This is a genomic window from Natrinema sp. CBA1119, from assembly GCF_002572525.1.
Classification (GTDB): Archaea; Halobacteriota; Halobacteria; order Halobacteriales; family Natrialbaceae; genus Natrinema.
Window position 1 is genome coordinate 127,041 of the sequence record NZ_PDBS01000002.1, and the last position, 15,508, is coordinate 142,548.

At 56.2% G+C, this 15,508-nt stretch carries 17 protein-coding genes and 1 pseudogene; 7 read left to right on the forward strand and 11 right to left on the reverse strand.

The genetic code is table 11. The features are described from left to right. The first annotated feature begins 60 nt into the window (after positions 1-60). The gene (locus CP556_RS20765) at positions 61-930 is read left to right on the forward strand and encodes a ParA family protein (protein WP_098727594.1); all 870 of its coding nucleotides are present in this window, start codon (positions 61-63) and stop codon (positions 928-930) included. After that, the gene (locus tag CP556_RS20770; RefSeq protein ID WP_098727595.1) at positions 927-1,493 is read left to right on the forward strand and encodes a DUF8160 family protein; all 567 of its coding nucleotides are present in this window, start codon (positions 927-929) and stop codon (positions 1,491-1,493) included. The genes CP556_RS20765 and CP556_RS20770 overlap by 4 nt, the downstream gene beginning before the upstream one ends. 39 nt (positions 1,494-1,532) lie before the next feature. Here CP556_RS20770 and CP556_RS20775 read toward each other — a convergent pair whose 3' ends face one another. From CP556_RS20775 to CP556_RS20810, 8 genes and pseudogenes are all read right to left on the reverse strand, one after another. Next, positions 1,533-1,859 (reverse strand): DUF6788 family protein, encoded by a 327-nt coding sequence (locus tag CP556_RS20775; RefSeq protein ID WP_098727596.1) that lies wholly within the window; start codon positions 1,857-1,859, stop codon positions 1,533-1,535. A gap of 114 nt (positions 1,860-1,973) precedes the next feature. Then, positions 1,974-3,212 (reverse strand): orc1/cdc6 family replication initiation protein, encoded by a 1,239-nt coding sequence (locus CP556_RS20780; protein WP_098727597.1) that lies wholly within the window; start codon positions 3,210-3,212, stop codon positions 1,974-1,976. Positions 3,213-3,870: 658 nt separating this feature from the next. Beyond that, positions 3,871-4,365, reverse strand: coding sequence for a hypothetical protein (locus CP556_RS26935; RefSeq protein ID WP_176548274.1), 495 nt, complete (start codon positions 4,363-4,365; stop codon positions 3,871-3,873). A gap of 167 nt (positions 4,366-4,532) precedes the next feature. Further along, the gene (locus CP556_RS20790) at positions 4,533-5,459 is read right to left on the reverse strand and encodes an ArdC-like ssDNA-binding domain-containing protein (protein ID WP_098727599.1); all 927 of its coding nucleotides are present in this window, start codon (positions 5,457-5,459) and stop codon (positions 4,533-4,535) included. An 87-nt stretch (positions 5,460-5,546) separates the two neighbouring features. Next, positions 5,547-5,893, reverse strand: a pseudogene (locus CP556_RS20795) (DUF8013 domain-containing protein). A gap of 74 nt (positions 5,894-5,967) precedes the next feature. Beyond that, on the reverse strand, positions 5,968-6,969 hold the full coding sequence (locus tag CP556_RS20800) for a DUF6610 family protein (protein ID WP_098727600.1): 1,002 nt from the start codon (positions 6,967-6,969) through the stop codon (positions 5,968-5,970). Between the two features lie 123 nt (positions 6,970-7,092). Beyond that, positions 7,093-7,368, reverse strand: coding sequence for a hypothetical protein (locus CP556_RS20805; RefSeq protein ID WP_098727601.1), 276 nt, complete (start codon positions 7,366-7,368; stop codon positions 7,093-7,095). Continuing rightward, positions 7,368-7,787 carry a hypothetical protein gene (locus CP556_RS20810; protein WP_098727602.1) on the reverse strand — a complete coding sequence of 140 codons (420 nt, stop codon included), beginning with the start codon at positions 7,785-7,787 and terminating at the stop codon, positions 7,368-7,370. Before CP556_RS20810 ends, CP556_RS20805 begins: the two co-directional genes overlap by 1 nt. A 144-nt stretch (positions 7,788-7,931) precedes the next feature. Between CP556_RS20810 and CP556_RS20815 the strand changes: the two genes are divergently transcribed. Further along, entirely contained in the window at positions 7,932-8,396 is a 465-nt protein-coding gene (locus CP556_RS20815) for a nucleoside deaminase (RefSeq protein WP_098727603.1), read from the forward strand. A gap of 67 nt (positions 8,397-8,463) precedes the next feature. On the opposite strand, the gene CP556_RS20820 is transcribed toward CP556_RS20815, so the two are convergent. The 3 genes from CP556_RS20820 to CP556_RS20830 are packed head-to-tail and all read right to left on the reverse strand — an operon-like array spanning position 8,464 to position 9,389. Beyond that, positions 8,464-8,784 (reverse strand): hypothetical protein, encoded by a 321-nt coding sequence (locus tag CP556_RS20820; protein WP_098727604.1) that lies wholly within the window; start codon positions 8,782-8,784, stop codon positions 8,464-8,466. Between the two features lie 56 nt (positions 8,785-8,840). Continuing rightward, positions 8,841-9,062 carry a DUF8129 domain-containing protein gene (locus CP556_RS20825; protein ID WP_098727605.1) on the reverse strand — a complete coding sequence of 74 codons (222 nt, stop codon included), beginning with the start codon at positions 9,060-9,062 and terminating at the stop codon, positions 8,841-8,843. A gap of 48 nt (positions 9,063-9,110) precedes the next feature. After that, the gene (locus CP556_RS20830) at positions 9,111-9,389 is read right to left on the reverse strand and encodes a DUF7389 domain-containing protein (protein ID WP_098727606.1); all 279 of its coding nucleotides are present in this window, start codon (positions 9,387-9,389) and stop codon (positions 9,111-9,113) included. 233 nt (positions 9,390-9,622) lie between these two features. On the opposite strand from CP556_RS20830, the gene CP556_RS20835 reads away from it, so the two are divergent. The 4 genes from CP556_RS20835 to CP556_RS20850 all read left to right on the forward strand — a co-directional run bounded on the left by CP556_RS20835 (position 9,623) and on the right by CP556_RS20850 (position 15,484). Further along, entirely contained in the window at positions 9,623-10,765 is a 1,143-nt protein-coding gene (locus tag CP556_RS20835) for a ribbon-helix-helix domain-containing protein (RefSeq protein ID WP_141551731.1), read from the forward strand. A gap of 14 nt (positions 10,766-10,779) precedes the next feature. Further along, positions 10,780-11,667 (forward strand): hypothetical protein, encoded by an 888-nt coding sequence (locus CP556_RS20840; RefSeq protein ID WP_255291539.1) that lies wholly within the window; start codon positions 10,780-10,782, stop codon positions 11,665-11,667. After that, entirely contained in the window at positions 11,667-12,557 is an 891-nt protein-coding gene (locus CP556_RS20845; RefSeq protein ID WP_098727608.1) for a hypothetical protein, read from the forward strand. Before CP556_RS20840 ends, CP556_RS20845 begins: the two co-directional genes overlap by 1 nt. Before the next feature lie 92 nt (positions 12,558-12,649). Continuing rightward, positions 12,650-15,484, forward strand: coding sequence for a DEAD/DEAH box helicase (locus CP556_RS20850; RefSeq protein ID WP_255291540.1), 2,835 nt, complete (start codon positions 12,650-12,652; stop codon positions 15,482-15,484). Positions 15,485-15,508: the final 24 nt, after the last annotated feature.

Here is a 15,508-nt window from a genome sequence, read left to right on the forward strand (position 1 = left end):
CCAATCGTCTGACGTGGATTTTTAACGTTAGAAACAGCAGTACTGTTCGAGGCGTTAGTAATGGCGTATTCAATCCCAGAGGTGATCGCGGTGTCGTTTCAGAAAGGAGGGACCGGAAAGACGTTTACAGCGATGAATCTCGCAGGCGGTCTCGCTGCCAGAGGTTTTGAGGTTCTCCTGGTCGATATGGACCCCCAGGGAACGCTTACTGCAAACCTCGGACATCGTGAGCTGTTTGATGATCTCGACAAGCTCTCACTCGACGAAGTGCTGCTTGACGTTAACAAGTGGGACCAGATCACCGATCTCGTAATCGAACACGACGAGTTCGATGTGATCCCCGCGAACTCGACATATACAGGTAACAAGACCCCACTAGATTCTGCTGACGCTGGAGAAAAGCGACTCGGGAAGATACTCACGCGACTGGAAACTGACTATCACTACGTAGTATGTGACTGTCCACCCGATTTCTCCGCCTTTGCAAAGAATGCCGTCACTGCCGGTGAAAACGTGGTCGTCCCGATGGTGCCACGGTCGGAGATGGTTCACTCGACGAACCTCCTGTTCGACATGTACGACACCCTCGGGATGATGCACGATCTCGACATCGAGTATCTCGCCTTCACGATGACGTACACCTCGACAAAGGAAACGAAGCAAATGCGCGAGGTACTGGACTGGTTCGACGATACCTTCGGTGAGAAAGGAGTGAAAATCGACGACCGCGCCGCGTTCGATCGCGCAAAATGGGAAGCTGGCTCCATCTATGTCCACGACGAATCACTCCAAAACGACCAGTTCCCACAGTTCGATACGGTGGTCAAGCGCGTGTTAGATCAAACGTCACCGCCTGATTTCAACGGCGACGTCGAGGCGATGCGTCAGAAATCCACCGATGAAATCCGATCACGAGAGATCGAAGCATGAGCGACCTCGAAGACGAAATGGAGCGAACAAAAGAGCGAGCAGCTGCGTTCGGCGTGGGTGGCGAGACGGACGACCAAGACGAGGAAGACGTTGATACCGAGGAAGACGCGAGCGAAAGCGTCGCCGAGCAATCCACTACCGAAGAAGGGGATGAGAGATCAGAAGCAGATGAAGCATTAGAAACGTCAGAAACATCCCCAACAGTAGAAGGAGACCGTACGCCAGAAATAGAAGAGAGAGACGGGTCAGCGGAACCAGAGCAGACTGGCGAAGATGTACCGGCAGATACTGAAGGGGAGTCCGAGTCAACTGAGGACAACGCTACCACGAGTAGCGAGGATTCGTCTCGTGGGCGTCTCGTCGACGAATACGACAATGTGAATATCTACATCCCGCCTGAACTGAAGCGAGATCTCAACGATCTCTTCAAACTCATGGACCTCGAGTACTCCCGATCGAAAAGCGATGATTTAGAGAAGCACTGGGATTTCTATCCGGCGGTCGTTCGAACAGTGCTTGAGAATGAAGAGGACCTCCGGGCTGAACTCGGAATTGACGAGTGAGTTATATTCCGATGCCTGGCCTACTTCAACATCGAAGTCCTATTCGCTCGATTGGACTGGTCCTTTATACTCCGATTTGATCGAATCTCCTTCACGCCACTGCCAGTAATAGTAGCGGTTGTCGTTGATCTCCTTCACTGTGATCGTGGCTTTAGAGGGGACATCGTCTGGGAGGTCCTCAAGTCGCTCCTCAACCTGGTCCTCCCCGTCCTCGTATTCAGCAAGGCGTGCTTCGCGCTCCCGATACTCGGCAAGTTCCTCGGCGTAACGTCCGATGTGCCGGAGTAGGTCGGGTGAATACTCATCTAGCGCCTCGACGACGTCGACGGGGAGTTCCTCCGGCGGGGTCGGTGGAGAGTAGGACATGGAACACGACCGTATTAACCAACACCGACGTTAATTACCATAGTGCTGTTGGTTAAGCCAGTAGAACGGAGCACACTCATAGGAAATCCTGCGGAAAACGGAGAATTCCTCGGCCTACATCGTGGCGAATTCTTCACCGGAATCGGGAAGATAGTCGACAATACTCCGGTGAGCACCGAATTCACTAATTGTAGTCTGGAGAGCGTCGACAACGGTCGCGATGTCGCGGTTGATCTCGTGTTCGCGGTACGTACCGCCGTCTTGGCCACGATGTTCCTTGTGGGAGAGTGTGAGATTGAGCATCTCGAAGTCGGAAAGGAAGCTCCGCATCCGACGGGCTGTACGGGGATCCCGAGCCTGAAACTCGCAGAGTTCCTTGTATCGCTGGTAGACGACACGTGACCGCGCCGGAGTTTCGTCCTCGGCGGCGAGCGTTGTGAGCGCGTACAGTGTAAGTTGTTCGTGTTCGGTGAGATCACGCATGATATCCATGCTTTGCTGGGCCTCAAGTTTCTCTTGGGCGCGTTCGACGAGATCAGTCGTGACTGTGGATGCGTTCTCTGTTCGGGCGAGATCGCCAGCTTTCCGGAGAAGCGTGATTGCCCGTCGAGCATCACCGCCATCCTGTCGGCCGAGTGCAGCACAGAGTGGAATTACATCTTCCTCAAGTGCGTTTTGGTGGAACGCGATTTCGGCCCGCTGTTCAAGCACCTTCTGGAGTTCTTCTGTTCCATATGGCGGGAACGAAATCTCGGTTTCACAGAGCGATGACTGAACCTTCGCATCGAGCTGCTCTCGGAATGTCGAATCATTGCTAATGCCGATGAGACCAAGCTGGATGTTGTCGATGTATCCGTTGTTGTCGGCACGCGTGATCTGATAGAGAAACGTATCGTCAGAGATGTGGTCGATCTCGTCGAGGACGATGATGACTGTCCCGGAGAGTTTGTTGAGTTCGTCCCAAAGAAGACGATAGACTTTGGACTGGGGATGCCCGGTCTCGGCGATGTGGTTTTCGGGGTCACGGAGATTGTTGACGAGATTGATTGCGGCCTGGTAACTCGTGCTGAGGCCGTCACAGTTGACGGTAACGAAGGCAGTGTCGACAGCGAAGTGTTCCGCGGAGTCCCGAAGTTCATTGAGAAGGAAGTTCGTGACGGCAGTTTTCCCGACACCAGTCTTCCCGTAGATGAAAATATTGTCGGGGTACTCCCCATTGATGATTGGCTGAAGGGCGGCTTCGTACTCTTCGATCTCGTTATCCCGGCCAACGATGTCATCCGGGATGTACTCTACCTTGAGCGTGTTGCGTCGTTTATAGAGCGTATCGTCGGGTTGGAACCGAGGACCCATGATGTCCTCAATGATTCATTGTGGCATGATAATGGTTACGACCATCGTTTCCGCTATTTCCAGTATAACCACCATGGGGGACGCGTCCCGGTATCGGATCAAGGCCCCGCTGTTTCCGATAAAGGAGGGCTATCACTGGGTTTGGCATTGAAGGGAAGGAGCGAAATGATCCAGATTCTGTTCTCGTGAAGAGACACACCCCACCGTTTCCACTAAACGACTAACAGAATAGAATCGGGGAAAGCGGATAGCAATAATGAAGAAGAGTATCGGAACACCCCCTCCCCACTATTTCCAGTAATAGGATGTAGAGGTATCCGACCAATTCAGAAAATAACACTAAACTAGTGGAAAAGTGGAAAGTTTTATCATCCTTATCTTCTAATTGGTCCGTAGCCTCGAAAACACAACAATTTACTAGAGGAGGAATCTAGTGAAATCAGCTTTAGCGGGTACCGCTTCCGCTCTAATTCTAGGTTTACTGGAAACGATGGGGGGAGAGTGTCGGGCCGTAACTCTTCATCCGAATCTTATCAGTGTATTAGTGGAAATGCTGGGGTCAGACGTGCGTCCGACCCAACTCTGTACTCCCAATGATGATTAACCAACATCCCTCGGGTATAATCACTTTCGTTGGTTAACCGCGTTTCTCCGTTCCTTAGTTCGAATACTCTTCGAGAACCTGCATTGCTGTCTGGAGCTCTCGACGTTTCGCTTCCCGCTCTTCTATCTCTCGGTCAAGATCGTGAACTGCTTCTGCGAGTTGTTCCGCCACGCCTACTCTCGCCGGAAGCCTACCATCTGGCCGTGGGACGCTTCCTCTCCGAATCTCGATGTCGACCCGACGCAGATGTTTACAGCCACCGCTCGGCTGGCGCTTCGTGAAGTCTGGACACGTACACGTCTTGCTCGCGACGTCGACCTCGTAGGTGTTCCCCGACGCCGACTGCACCTCGTACACACCACCTTTCCTGAGCAATGAGACGTCCATCTCCTCAGTTCGAGCACGCTCGGTACGGGGATCGCTATCCTCCTGGTGGTCTTCATCGCCAACCGACGGCTGTTGGATATCTCCACGGGGAGTCGCGGTCGTGGAGGTGGCAGCGACAACGCCGCCATCGGCGGCGAATCCATCTCGTTCGTCTCGATCCATCGCTTCAGTCTCGCTTGTCTCGTTTCGTCCGGACATGGATTATTCTGGGTCTATCCGACGTGACGAGTGCAGTCACGCCGCCGCCATTCGCGGCGAGAAAAACAACTCCTGAAATGCACTACCGCAGAAACCTCCGCTACTTCGTCTGCCGGAGAGACACAGACTCGTTACCCATCGACGGTTTCGATGAGTTCCTTAGCAGTCGATCCGATTCGACCAAGCCGTTCTTGAACTGCGTCTGCGTCGTCGTTCTGCCACGCGGCCAGGTAGAACGCGGACCTGCTCGTATCTAGCTCGAAATACCGCCCGACGATGTAGGCGACTGCCTCGGCCTCAACCTCGCGTTTCGCCCGCTCGGTCTCGTCGGTGACGTCTGCGTGGAGGAGCGCGTGAGCGTACTCGTGGATGAGTGTCACGGCGAGATCAGCCTGATTCGTACGGGCTTTCGCCTCGACGACTGGTTGGAGATCACGCTTACTCCGGTATTTGCAGACGCCCTTGGCGTCGCCATGCTCCCAGTCGACAGCGTCGACGATGCGGACCGTCACACCGATATCAGCGGCTGCATCCTCGAGTGCGGGTACTAGGTCGTCGGCGTCGCCAGTCGCCTCAGTCTCCAACTCGGGGAGCGGCTCACCCTCAGTCTGAGACACGTCGAAGACAGCAGTTGGCTTGAAGCCGACAAGCCCTTTCGACCACTCGTCGGGCGATGTCTCGTCGTACTCACAGTCGCTTTGTTCATGGTAGCTAGGCGAGTTCTCGCACTCGGGACACTGCTTGGTAATGATCGGGGCCCAAATCCAGATGGCTGACTCGCCTTCCTTGACGTGCCGGTCAAACTCATTCCGCCAGGTGTTGTAGCCGGCGACCTTCGTCGCCTCGGGACACTGGAGATTGATGAGGAGCGTGTTTCGATGGGAATAGTCGTGGAAGCGACTCTGGACGTCGAGCCACTCCTGGAACTCCTCGCTCGCCTGCGCATCATCAACGTGGTCGACGAGCTCGTCGATCCAGTCTTCGATGGTACTGTGCATCTCGTCATGTCGGGTGTCGGTCTTCTCGAATGAGACCGACGGGTCACTGGTCGTAGCCATAGTGTTCACCGAATCGAATTCACGGCGATTGCGTCAGTTCAGGACGCGCCGCACCCCTTGGGGGCGCACAAAAACTCGCGGCGGCGGTCACCGCAAGGCTGCTTTCTCGTCAGCGAAGCCGACCGCCACGAGGTACTCGAGGAACTCATCGAACTGTTCCACGTCGCTGGGGTGTCGGTCGCGAGGTGTCGCGCCCACTCGATAGCCCATCGGAACGCAGGGTCGGTCCCGCCCTTCCCGTGGATGTACCACCACCGAGCCGCTTTTAGGACGACGAGCGGATTCGTCGGCGGCTGGTCGCCGGCGAGCCCACGAGTAATCGACCGGATTTCCTCGGGCACCTCGTCGGGGGTAACCTCACCGGATTGCGTATTCGCGATATCGACTGGAATCTCATCAATCGAGACGTCGTTCGTACTCTGTTGTTGACTCACGAAGGTCACCTGTGTATGAAGGCTCTCCATCGAGCCCTCGCCCACTCCGGGGGCACGAAAAACCGTTCGTGGCGTCACGCGGGCGGGAGGTACACGCTCTGCTCGCCGGCGACCTCCTCAAGGTTGTTCCGGTGCCGGTGCGCGAAGTAGCAATCATAGCTGCAGTAGCCATAGATCTCGCCCGTATCGTACTCGACGATGTAGGGACCGCGCTCGGTTGTCCAGACGTTTTCCTCAGACTCAGTACACGCAGCACTCCCGAGATCGCCGAGTGACGGGCCGCGATATGTGAGTTCGGGCCCGTCCTCCTGGGGCGTCGACTCGGGCCAGACACCGTGTGCCTGCCAGAATTCACGAATCCGGGCAAGACCGTGGCGAACGGTCTTCCGAACTGTCATGTGCTCGGCGTCGCGACCGCTGTCGTCCCAGCCGTCCGGCGTCCAGAACTCGCCGAACTGCGCCCCACGATGGACACCGTTCCAATCAACGCCGACGATATCCGCGGGTGGGTCACCCGTCAGCGTCGGGCGGGTGAGCTGGTCGATCACGTCGAGCTGCTTGGGTGGACTACCGCCGAGAATGTGGACACGTCGCCCGCGCCAATCAGCAGGATCAGAGAACTCGTGCGCGAGTCGATCAGCGTAGCCGCGGGAGTACCCGACGACGATGTCATCGGGGATAGCTTGGATTGCTGCACGGCACTTCGGGACGATCACGAGGTCCGCGTCCGGGTAACTCCCCTGAATCTCGCGCGCAGCGGCAACGTACTCGTCGACCTCGTCGACGTCGTAGGCGTCACCGATCACGACGACCTGCGGTTTGTACTCGAAAAAGCGCTCGACATACCGATTCAGATCGGGATTACGAAAATCATTATCCAGCATTCCGACTGGTGACTCCAAGTCTGTGTACTGTTGCTGTTGGTATGTACAGTCCTCGCGAAAGCCCGTGAGAAAGCCGAGTCGGAATGCGTCAAGCGCAAATGGAACGCGGTGGAGGAACGCAATCTGGTCGGCCTGCCGGGCGTCCGTAATCTCGCCGGCGATGCTGCTGGTTGGACGTGCTGAAAGCGCCATCTTGAATCACCCAGAAAACGCGGGAGTGACCGCCCCGCGGCCGCTCTCGGGGCGAGAAAAAACCAGCAGCGGACGCCAATCTTAACCAACAACAGCACCTAGCCGCTCCTGATGTTGGTTAACTCACCGTTGATATCGTGCCTCGAGTGGTTCGATCTGACCTGCCCGGACGAGACTCGCTTGTGAGTCTGCCTCTTCGTGAAGGAGATCGACGAGTGCGAACTGCGCACAGGCTGTAAATGAACACTCCTCGTTTGAACACCAGACATCGGCGTAGGCGATATCGGTCTGCTCGCCTGCATAGACGGATTCCCCGATACCAAGCTGCGAGTCACAGTCGCCGCGAGGGCAGATCGGTTCGATACGCGTGAACGTGGGCGTGTCTTCCATTGAATTCATCAGTACGGGTCGTAACTCGGCGTGATATCGCCGGTCAGGACGCTGCTCTCGATGGCGTTGCTCTCGCCGCCTTCGAGATCGATGATGCGATAGACGGCGTCGCCGCTCCACTCGCAGTCCTCATCAGAACACCTCGCGCTCGCGTATGCACCGTTCTCGTTGTCCAGATGGACGCTCAGGAGGTCGAGTCGCTCGCCGCAGAGCGGACACTCCGCCGCGACCTGCACGTATCGGTAGCCCGTCGCGACGGTGACGTCGTCCTGGTCCACCTCGACACCGTGGTTCTTCACGAGCAGATCTCGGAACTCTGTGCGGAGATTCTCGAGGAGTACCTGGCGTACGTCCTCGTCGACGGGGAGGTCGACGCCGTCGACGGTGATTGTGAGCCGATGCGCTGCTGTTTCGTCTGTATTTTCCATCGTGGTCACCTCTAGGGGGCACGTTCGCTCGCGCCCGCGCCCCTCTCAGGGGCTCACAAAACGATCGTTGCTCGACGGCTCTCGAATCACGCTGTTACGCGTCACCCCAACGACTTATCTGGTGGCTCGGACCAGTATACAGATGTGACTGACACGAACGCCGACGGCTTCGACCATGACTCACATCTGCGCAAAACCTTCGACCTCGCTCGTGAGGCCGCCGATCGCGGCGACAAGCCGTTCGGCAGCGTGCTCGTCCGCGGCGATACGATCGTCATGACCGACTCGAACCGTGAGGTCACGGAGAACGACATCCGCCGGCATCCCGAACTGCATCTCGCCTACCGCGCGTGTCGCGAACTCGACCCGGACGAACGTTCCGAGACGGTGATGTACACGAGCACGGAGCCGTGCCCGATGTGTGCCGGGGGAATGGCCAAGGCCGGATTCGACCGCGTCGTCTACAGCGTCGGCAGCGACGAGATCGCGGAGTTCACGGGTGACGAGCCGTCGGTTCGGTCGGCAGAAATCCTCGACGGCGTCAGCGACGTCGTCGGGCCTGTTCTGAACGACGAGGGACGGCAGATCCACGAGGAATTCGACTGGTGACCCAGCGACGACCTGAGCCGCGACGGGGAAACATCTCTAGTTCGTCACCAGTGCGGTCGAAGACGAGTTAGCAGGTGTCGTTAGCCTCACCGTCCTCGAAGAGACATTGTCCGGCAGCCTGCTCGCCGGCGAGCGTCTGCAGATCCTTATCTGTATCGGCGAAGAGGGTCGACTGGTCGCCCTCGGCTGACCGTTCTACTTCGGGCCGGTCGTCGACGCCGAACTCACTTGCCGCTGGCCGATCGAGCCGTGAATCGCGGTCGCGGTGATCTACGTCCGCACCGAAGTCCTCGAGGGACGTTTCGACGCTCGCTTCGGTGACTTCGAGCTGGCCATCCTCGCCGAATGCAGTCTGCTGTTGAATCTCGATGTCCGGTCGATCGCTCATGTGAATCGAGCCTCCACCCATTGGAGGCTCCAAAAAACTGCCCTACGAGCATCGTCTCAATCCTCCTCAGCGCGGATTTCGTTGGCCCGGTGTTCGAGCCGCCGAAGGATCTGGACTCGCTTCAGATTCGCGTTCTCGTAGGCGACGCAGGCTCGCAACGTCTCCATATCGTTGATCGTCACGATACCGGCGTTGAGAAGCCCCGTATTTGGTGGCTCAAGCCGCTGCTCTGGTGATAGGCCGCTCGATACCGTGGATTGCTCTGACGAGTTACTCACTGAGTGTCGCCTCCGCTCCTGCTAAGGCGACGAAAAAACAGCGCCGAGTTACTCGTCTTCTTCCTCGGGTTGAATTTGGCGGGCGTCCTCGGCGAGGTCGTGGATATATGCTCGAAGTGTTTCCATGTCCTCGCGGGCGTCCTCGAGGGTCTTGCCCTTCGACTTCGCGACGATCTTGTCTTGGTCACGGGTGCCGGTTCCGCGAGTGAGCGTCACGGTGAGCGAGACACCGACGTCGCTGCGCTCGACGTACTCGGTTTCTGAAGTGTGTTCCGTGTTTTCCGACGATTCACCTTCCGAATGCGATTTTTGGTTGTGTCCCGACATATGGTACTCACGAGGACCTTCTTGAACGCCCTCGAACCCATCCCGAGGGTGGACAAAATCACCAACTCAGTAATGGTATTGAATGGGGTGGTCTAGCCTGCGAATTCATCCATGCGGATTATTCCAGAACTAGGGGAACAAGGCCAAATACACCAACTCATACAAACCCCTACAAACTCACCCAAAGTTATTAGTAGACATATGATAACGTGATGGGTACGAGGGAATCCAAGGTGAAAGTCGTCATCGAGGTGCCCGACTCGCTCGTGGAGCAGATCCGTCTCGCTGTTGAGAGCGGCGAGTACGACGATGCCCGCGAGTTCGTAACAACAGCCGTCGAGAACCAACTTGAGTCAGAAGAGGCCAGCCAACAGGAGGCCCAAACGCTTGAGGAAGCTATCGCTACAGTAGCAGAGGACCAGAGTCGTGAGATAGCTGTCGAGAACAACATTGAGGATAGTTCCGATAACGACTCCGGTCAAAAGCCACAGGTAGACGCCCAGAAGGAAGAACGAGAATCCAATCCAACAGATACCCCGATTGGACGCCGTCAGTACGACGAGATCGAGACGGTCTCTCAACCGAATACGGCTCAACTCGACGAGGGGCCGCTTTGGGGACAGTACAACCGTCTATTCCCGGTAAAACTAGTCGTACGTTGCCTGGCCAACGAACTCGAGCGTATCAAAGATGAGCGTGCGGAATCGTCCCAGTGGATCAATTTACCCCAGTTCGATAATCACACTGCGGACATCGCTCGAACTGTCGGCAAAAAGGTCGCATCTCACGATGAACGACAAGGCCGTAAACGGGGAGAGAAACTCGCGGCGGGGCTCCCTACCGGAGAAGATGCCGAGAAATCGATGGACCGGTTCCAGACGCATTTCGTTGGACGGGCAGAACACGGGGGCAACCTAACTGGGGCACCTCCTCATCTGCTGCTCGTCAATATGCAGCAAGAGGATGGTGGAACGATCGGGCTTACTGAAGCCGGCCGTGAATTCGCCTCACTGGAAAATCCACTGCTCGACGGAGGGTTCGATGCAAGTAATTCACTCTCGCGTGCGGAACGGCGTTTCTACGTCTCGCACGTCCGGGACGTTCGGCCCGAAGAGCACGAAGCGATGGAGAAGGTTGCTCAAGCCATCGAAGAGGGCGATGATCGTCCTACTTCGTTGACGGAGCGCGTGGCGTATCTGAACCCGAACTGGTCGAACTCCCAGGCCAAGACCATTCGATCTGGGCTTACCAGCCGGATGTACGAACTCGGGCTGGTCGATCGGCGCCGTGTTGGTCAACGAGGTACCGCCTACGAACTAACAGCCGAAGGTGACGCGTTCCTCAATAAGGGGGCCGCGTTTGCGACCGACAACTAGTAACCCCAACACTAATGTCAGGAAACGAGAATCTCACGAACGAATCGATGACAAGTAGTCTCTCTCCTGGAGACGAGTGGCCCTTCCACTACCGGGGCTATGGACTGAGTGCGAATCAAGACGGAGAGGTGTGGTGGCAGGTCTATAACGGCACTGATCGGCTGAAACTTGATCCCACTCCGACCGACTTCGTCGAGAATCTCCTCAGGGTCAAGCGCAATGGGGGTGCCGTGAGAGTCACGGAAGCTGGCACCGTCATTGCTCAACTCGAGATCGAGACGGATGGTCGTTCGAACGACTACGAAACCGTCTACATCGGAGAGCTGGATCTCGACGGAGAACTCGTCCCCCCAGAGAAACCGGAGCGCTCCGTGCCGATCAGCCCGAATGGCCTGGACCCCGGCGATCTGTGGACGAGCATCTACGATGGTGCCAAATACTCGTTCAGCGGCGACCGGTTTTGGTGGCAAAATGGTGAGACCAAGCTTCGGCACTCGTTCGCCGACACCCTCCCCCGCGGGATTGTCAATGAGCTAAAGCAACTCCGTCCGGAAGGCGGGTCGTTTCAGATAACGCCGGTAGGGGATGTGCTCACACAACTTCCTACGGCAAAGTCACCGCCGGACGTACGAGAACAGTTCCGGGATCTCCCCCGTCCGGTGAAGCGGATTCTCCAGCTCCGCCGTGACCGTGGAAACGTCGATAAGCTACCGGTCTACGTCGGCCATCTCGAGCCAAACGACCGTCCGATAGAGGTCGAAGAGCCGACCCGACTCACGGATCCGCTTAATGAGCAGGAAGAAGCATCTCTCGAAGCTTGGGCCGCTCACATGGGGTCGTACGAGGAGAGCGACCTCTCGGAAGAGGACCACCAGCTCGATGATACCGAGGAGGGACGCTAATGAGTACGCAAAGTACACAAGCGGCTCTCGAACGTGAGTCCACCGAAGTCCCCATGGACGGTGGCCGGCAGGTAACAGTCATGCCTGGGAACCCGTGGCCATCAGCGTATCGCGGCTCGGAGTACAGCATCGTCTCCTCGCGAAAGCACGGCGATGTCGCGCAGTGGAGCCATATGGGCGACATCCAGGCAATGACGGGAGTGCCACGCGGACTCAAAGACGCTCTGCAGAACCTCGAGAAAGCCGATGGTCGGGGGAGCTTCCGGTTGACGGCCTCGGGCGAGGTTCTCACAAAAGTCCCCGCCGACAAGTACCGGAAGGTCAGTGAAGCACCTGTCAGCCGTGGCCACATCCCGGTCTACGTCGGAAAGATCGACGGGACGTTTGACTTCCAGGCCTTCTCGAATGATCCAACGCCTCCTAGCGGTATCGGTGAGGTAAGCGTCTGGACGGGTTTGCCGTTTAAACACGGCGAGACGTGGGCAGTGTGCTCTGACGACGTCCTCCGATGGAGCTGGCAGGACTACTACTTCGAGTCAGCGTTTGACCATCCGGAATTAGCTGAGACCTACAAGCGATTCCGACCAGCGGGCGGGCTGATCTACCTCAACGAGCATGGCCACGTGTGGGGGAACATCAACCGTGAAGACGTCCCGGCAAGCGAACGGGATCGGATTGGAAACGCCTACGGAGAGTGGCAACAGACTGCCTCAAATGCAGAGCAACGACTCGTCACTCGGCGTCTGAAACGGATGGAAAGCGAGTCTGCGCCCGACGGTCTGCTCCCCGTATACTTCGGCCATCTCAGCCAGTATGATAGCGGTCTCGTGCCGAAGGCTGTCGTCAAAGACAAGACGTACTTTACTGACACTGCGATGGAGCTGGATTAACACCCCTTCGAAATGATCAGCCATAACCAAATTCGCTAATGGGACGACGCTTTACCACCCCGGTATTCGGCATTGAACGAGGCCCCGAATGGGTGCCAACACTCGTAGAGATAGCCAGACGACACGACGGAGAGCTAACACGCGACCAGTTTGAGGATCTCTGCCGCGAGGAGTGTCGGAAACCCGATGGAAGCCGCTACTCTTCAAGTTACATCGAACGGGCTCTCTCGACCTTCATCCAGCTTGGCGTCGTGCGTGAGAAGGACGGAACGATCACTGTGTGGGAGTTTGCCAAGGAATTTGACGACGACGAAATCGAATATTCAGAATTTCTCTGGCGTGGGATCAAACAGAGTTGGGTTCTTGCAGGGAACTTCCCGGAGGGAATCGAGGGACTGCGACAAACACACTATGTCGTGACTCACGCTGAGGCTCCGCTTTCGAGTACAGAGATTCGCGAGCAATTGACCGAACAGTTCGATTACGAATACAATGACGCCGGTATTCGGGGCTACCCGGAATTACTCACTCAACTCGAAGCCCTCCGTCAAACTGAGGATGGATACGTTCCCGGTCCTCGTTCGAGTACGTTCGAGGGTCGATGGCGAGGGCGTGCCAATGTTTTCTTCAAGCTTGAACGGTGGCTCCACCATCGTGGACCGACTGTTGACGTTCCCCGAGATACGATCAAGAAAGCCTTGATGAAGTACTACATGTATCGAGAGTCCGGTGGGTGGGGACGTCATCGGCGGCTCTATAACCGATTCCTCGAGGATTACATCCGGGAGACCTCTCGGAAGAGCGATGTTGCTAACCCCCAGATACATCTTTCGGAGGAATATCATAAGGACGAGGACCCCCGTGAAGACTTGAGAGACGATATTAAGGAGAAATTCCCTGGGATTGATGGGCAAGAACTTGGGGGTCTGTATCCGGACACACTCGAAGACATTCTGGCAGCTGATACTGAGCAAGAAGCCCGCGAAATTCGTGCAACAGCGAGTCCGGGTATATCTAGACGCGACCTCCAAAGCCTTGTAGATGAAACTCGCGATCCCTATACGCCGCCAGCTGATTTTTCGCTGTTTGACTGGCAGCAAGAGGCTATCGACCAGTGGTTCAATGATGACGATTCTACGGCTGAAAGTGGAATCGCACAGGTAGTTACCGGAGCGGGGAAGACTGTTATGGCACTCGGTGCCATCAATGAATGGCTCGAGAAGCATCCTGATGGGGCAGTTACCATCGTTGTTCCGACGAAGGTACTGATGCATCAGTGGCTTCGAGAATTTATTGAGAAGCTGAATGTTCCGCCCTCAGACATTGGGTGGGCAGGTAACGGGCATAAGGACTCTCACGGTGAATGTCGGATCATCGTCAGTATCGTTAACTCCGCCGTCAAAGACGACTATCTTAGGACATCACTCAGGGAAGCTAATACCGACGAACACCTCCTTGTCGCCGACGAGTGCCATCGCTACACCGGCGACGTACATTCTCAGGTGCTCAAGTATCCGAACTCGGCGACGATGGGACTGTCTGCAACCCCTCTCTCGACAATTAACCCTGAAGAGGACGAGCTCACAGAAGACGACGAACTACTACTTGACAATCTGGGAGCGCTGTTCTATCACCTGAACTACGAGGAGGGTGTCGAACGAGGGCTTGTCTCCGAGTTCACCATTAATTACGTCGGGTTCGAACTGACTCCAGCCGAACAACACACCTACGAACAGTTCTCGAAGAAGGTTTCCTCAGCCGTTCAGGACATCGAAGCCCGGTATAGCCACCGTTTAGGGGAACTCCATGGAAGTTATCCGCAAAAACTCCAGACAATCCTGCAGACCTCTGACACGCCTACGCCTGCAATCTCGGACTTCTTCGAGTACACGCAGCGCCGCCGTGAGTTGATCGCCGAGGCCGTCTCTCGGCAGGCGATCACGCATCGCCTCCTCGAATCCGCCATTGAGCAGGACAAGAAGTCGATTGTCTTCCAGGAGCGCATCAAGCAGCTTGAACAGATGGTCGCTCCGTACGATCACCGGGATGAAGAAACTCAAACTGGGAAGTACGGTTCTAAGGAAAGTGGACGCGCAGACCTCTACCGACAGTACGAAAACGAACTTGATGAGGTAAACCGAGATCTTGAGGATCTCTTCTTCAAGGGAAGTTACGCGCCTGTGATGTACCATTCCGGCCATCAGAATGACGAATGGAACGACTGGGCCATTGAGTGGTTCCGAGACGACGGATTCGCGAACGTCATGTTGAGCGTGCAAGCACTGAAAGAGGGGGTTGACGTCCCCTCAGCAGATGTTGGAATCATCCGCGTCTCGTCAGGCAACGTTCGGGAGCGAATCCAGACACTCGGGCGTATCCTTCGGACGGGTAATGATCCCGATATGCCCTCGACGCTCCATGTTCTCTATGCTCGGGATACAGTAGATGAACGAATCTTTGAAGAAGTTGACTGGGAAGCTGAAATCGGCGGCACTCACGAGTACTACAAATGGGAAACCGGCGAGGAAGTGATTAAGGGTGAACTCGTTGGGCCAAGCCCTGAATTCGAACCTGACGTCTCGCCATATCAGCCCCCTGAAATCCCCGATGTCTCTGACCTTGAGCGAGGCGATCCATATGAGGGCCCCCGACGTGGCCAAACTATTAGTGTCAACGCCGAGGGACGGCCATTCCGAGATACGGAAGATGGACGCAAATTCATCACAACTCCAAAAATTGAATCAGTGGCCGAGTATGTGTACCGGCTCCGAGGCGGAGGTCGCATCATAATCAACGATGCCGATCACATGATTACGGTCACCGAGGAGGGGCCTGTCTTCCTCGGGGTTCTGGAATCGAATTCATTCGAATATGAGGAACAGGAGGACGATGAAGTTCCAGAGAGCTTTGAGGATTTCGTGAGTTGAGTATCAATCCATTGATTAGGTCAA

Coding starts and splice junctions, on each gene's coding strand:
- CP556_RS20765 (WP_098727594.1), top strand. CDS start 61: ATGGCGTATTCAATCCCAGAGGTGATCGCGGTGTCGTTTCAGAAAGGA.
- CP556_RS20770 (WP_098727595.1), top strand. CDS start 927: ATGAGCGACCTCGAAGACGAAATGGAGCGAACAAAAGAGCGAGCAGCT.
- CP556_RS20775 (WP_098727596.1), bottom strand. CDS start 1,859: ATGTCCTACTCTCCACCGACCCCGCCGGAGGAACTCCCCGTCGACGTC.
- CP556_RS20780 (WP_098727597.1), bottom strand. CDS start 3,212: ATGGGTCCTCGGTTCCAACCCGACGATACGCTCTATAAACGACGCAAC.
- CP556_RS26935 (WP_176548274.1), bottom strand. CDS start 4,365: ATGGATCGAGACGAACGAGATGGATTCGCCGCCGATGGCGGCGTTGTC.
- CP556_RS20790 (WP_098727599.1), bottom strand. CDS start 5,459: ATGGCTACGACCAGTGACCCGTCGGTCTCATTCGAGAAGACCGACACC.
- CP556_RS20800 (WP_098727600.1), bottom strand. CDS start 6,969: ATGGCGCTTTCAGCACGTCCAACCAGCAGCATCGCCGGCGAGATTACG.
- CP556_RS20805 (WP_098727601.1), bottom strand. CDS start 7,368: ATGAATTCAATGGAAGACACGCCCACGTTCACGCGTATCGAACCGATC.
- CP556_RS20810 (WP_098727602.1), bottom strand. CDS start 7,787: ATGGAAAATACAGACGAAACAGCAGCGCATCGGCTCACAATCACCGTC.
- CP556_RS20820 (WP_098727604.1), bottom strand. CDS start 8,784: ATGAGCGATCGACCGGACATCGAGATTCAACAGCAGACTGCATTCGGC.
- CP556_RS20830 (WP_098727606.1), bottom strand. CDS start 9,389: ATGTCGGGACACAACCAAAAATCGCATTCGGAAGGTGAATCGTCGGAA.
- CP556_RS20840 (WP_255291539.1), top strand. CDS start 10,780: ATGTCAGGAAACGAGAATCTCACGAACGAATCGATGACAAGTAGTCTC.
- CP556_RS20845 (WP_098727608.1), top strand. CDS start 11,667: ATGAGTACGCAAAGTACACAAGCGGCTCTCGAACGTGAGTCCACCGAA.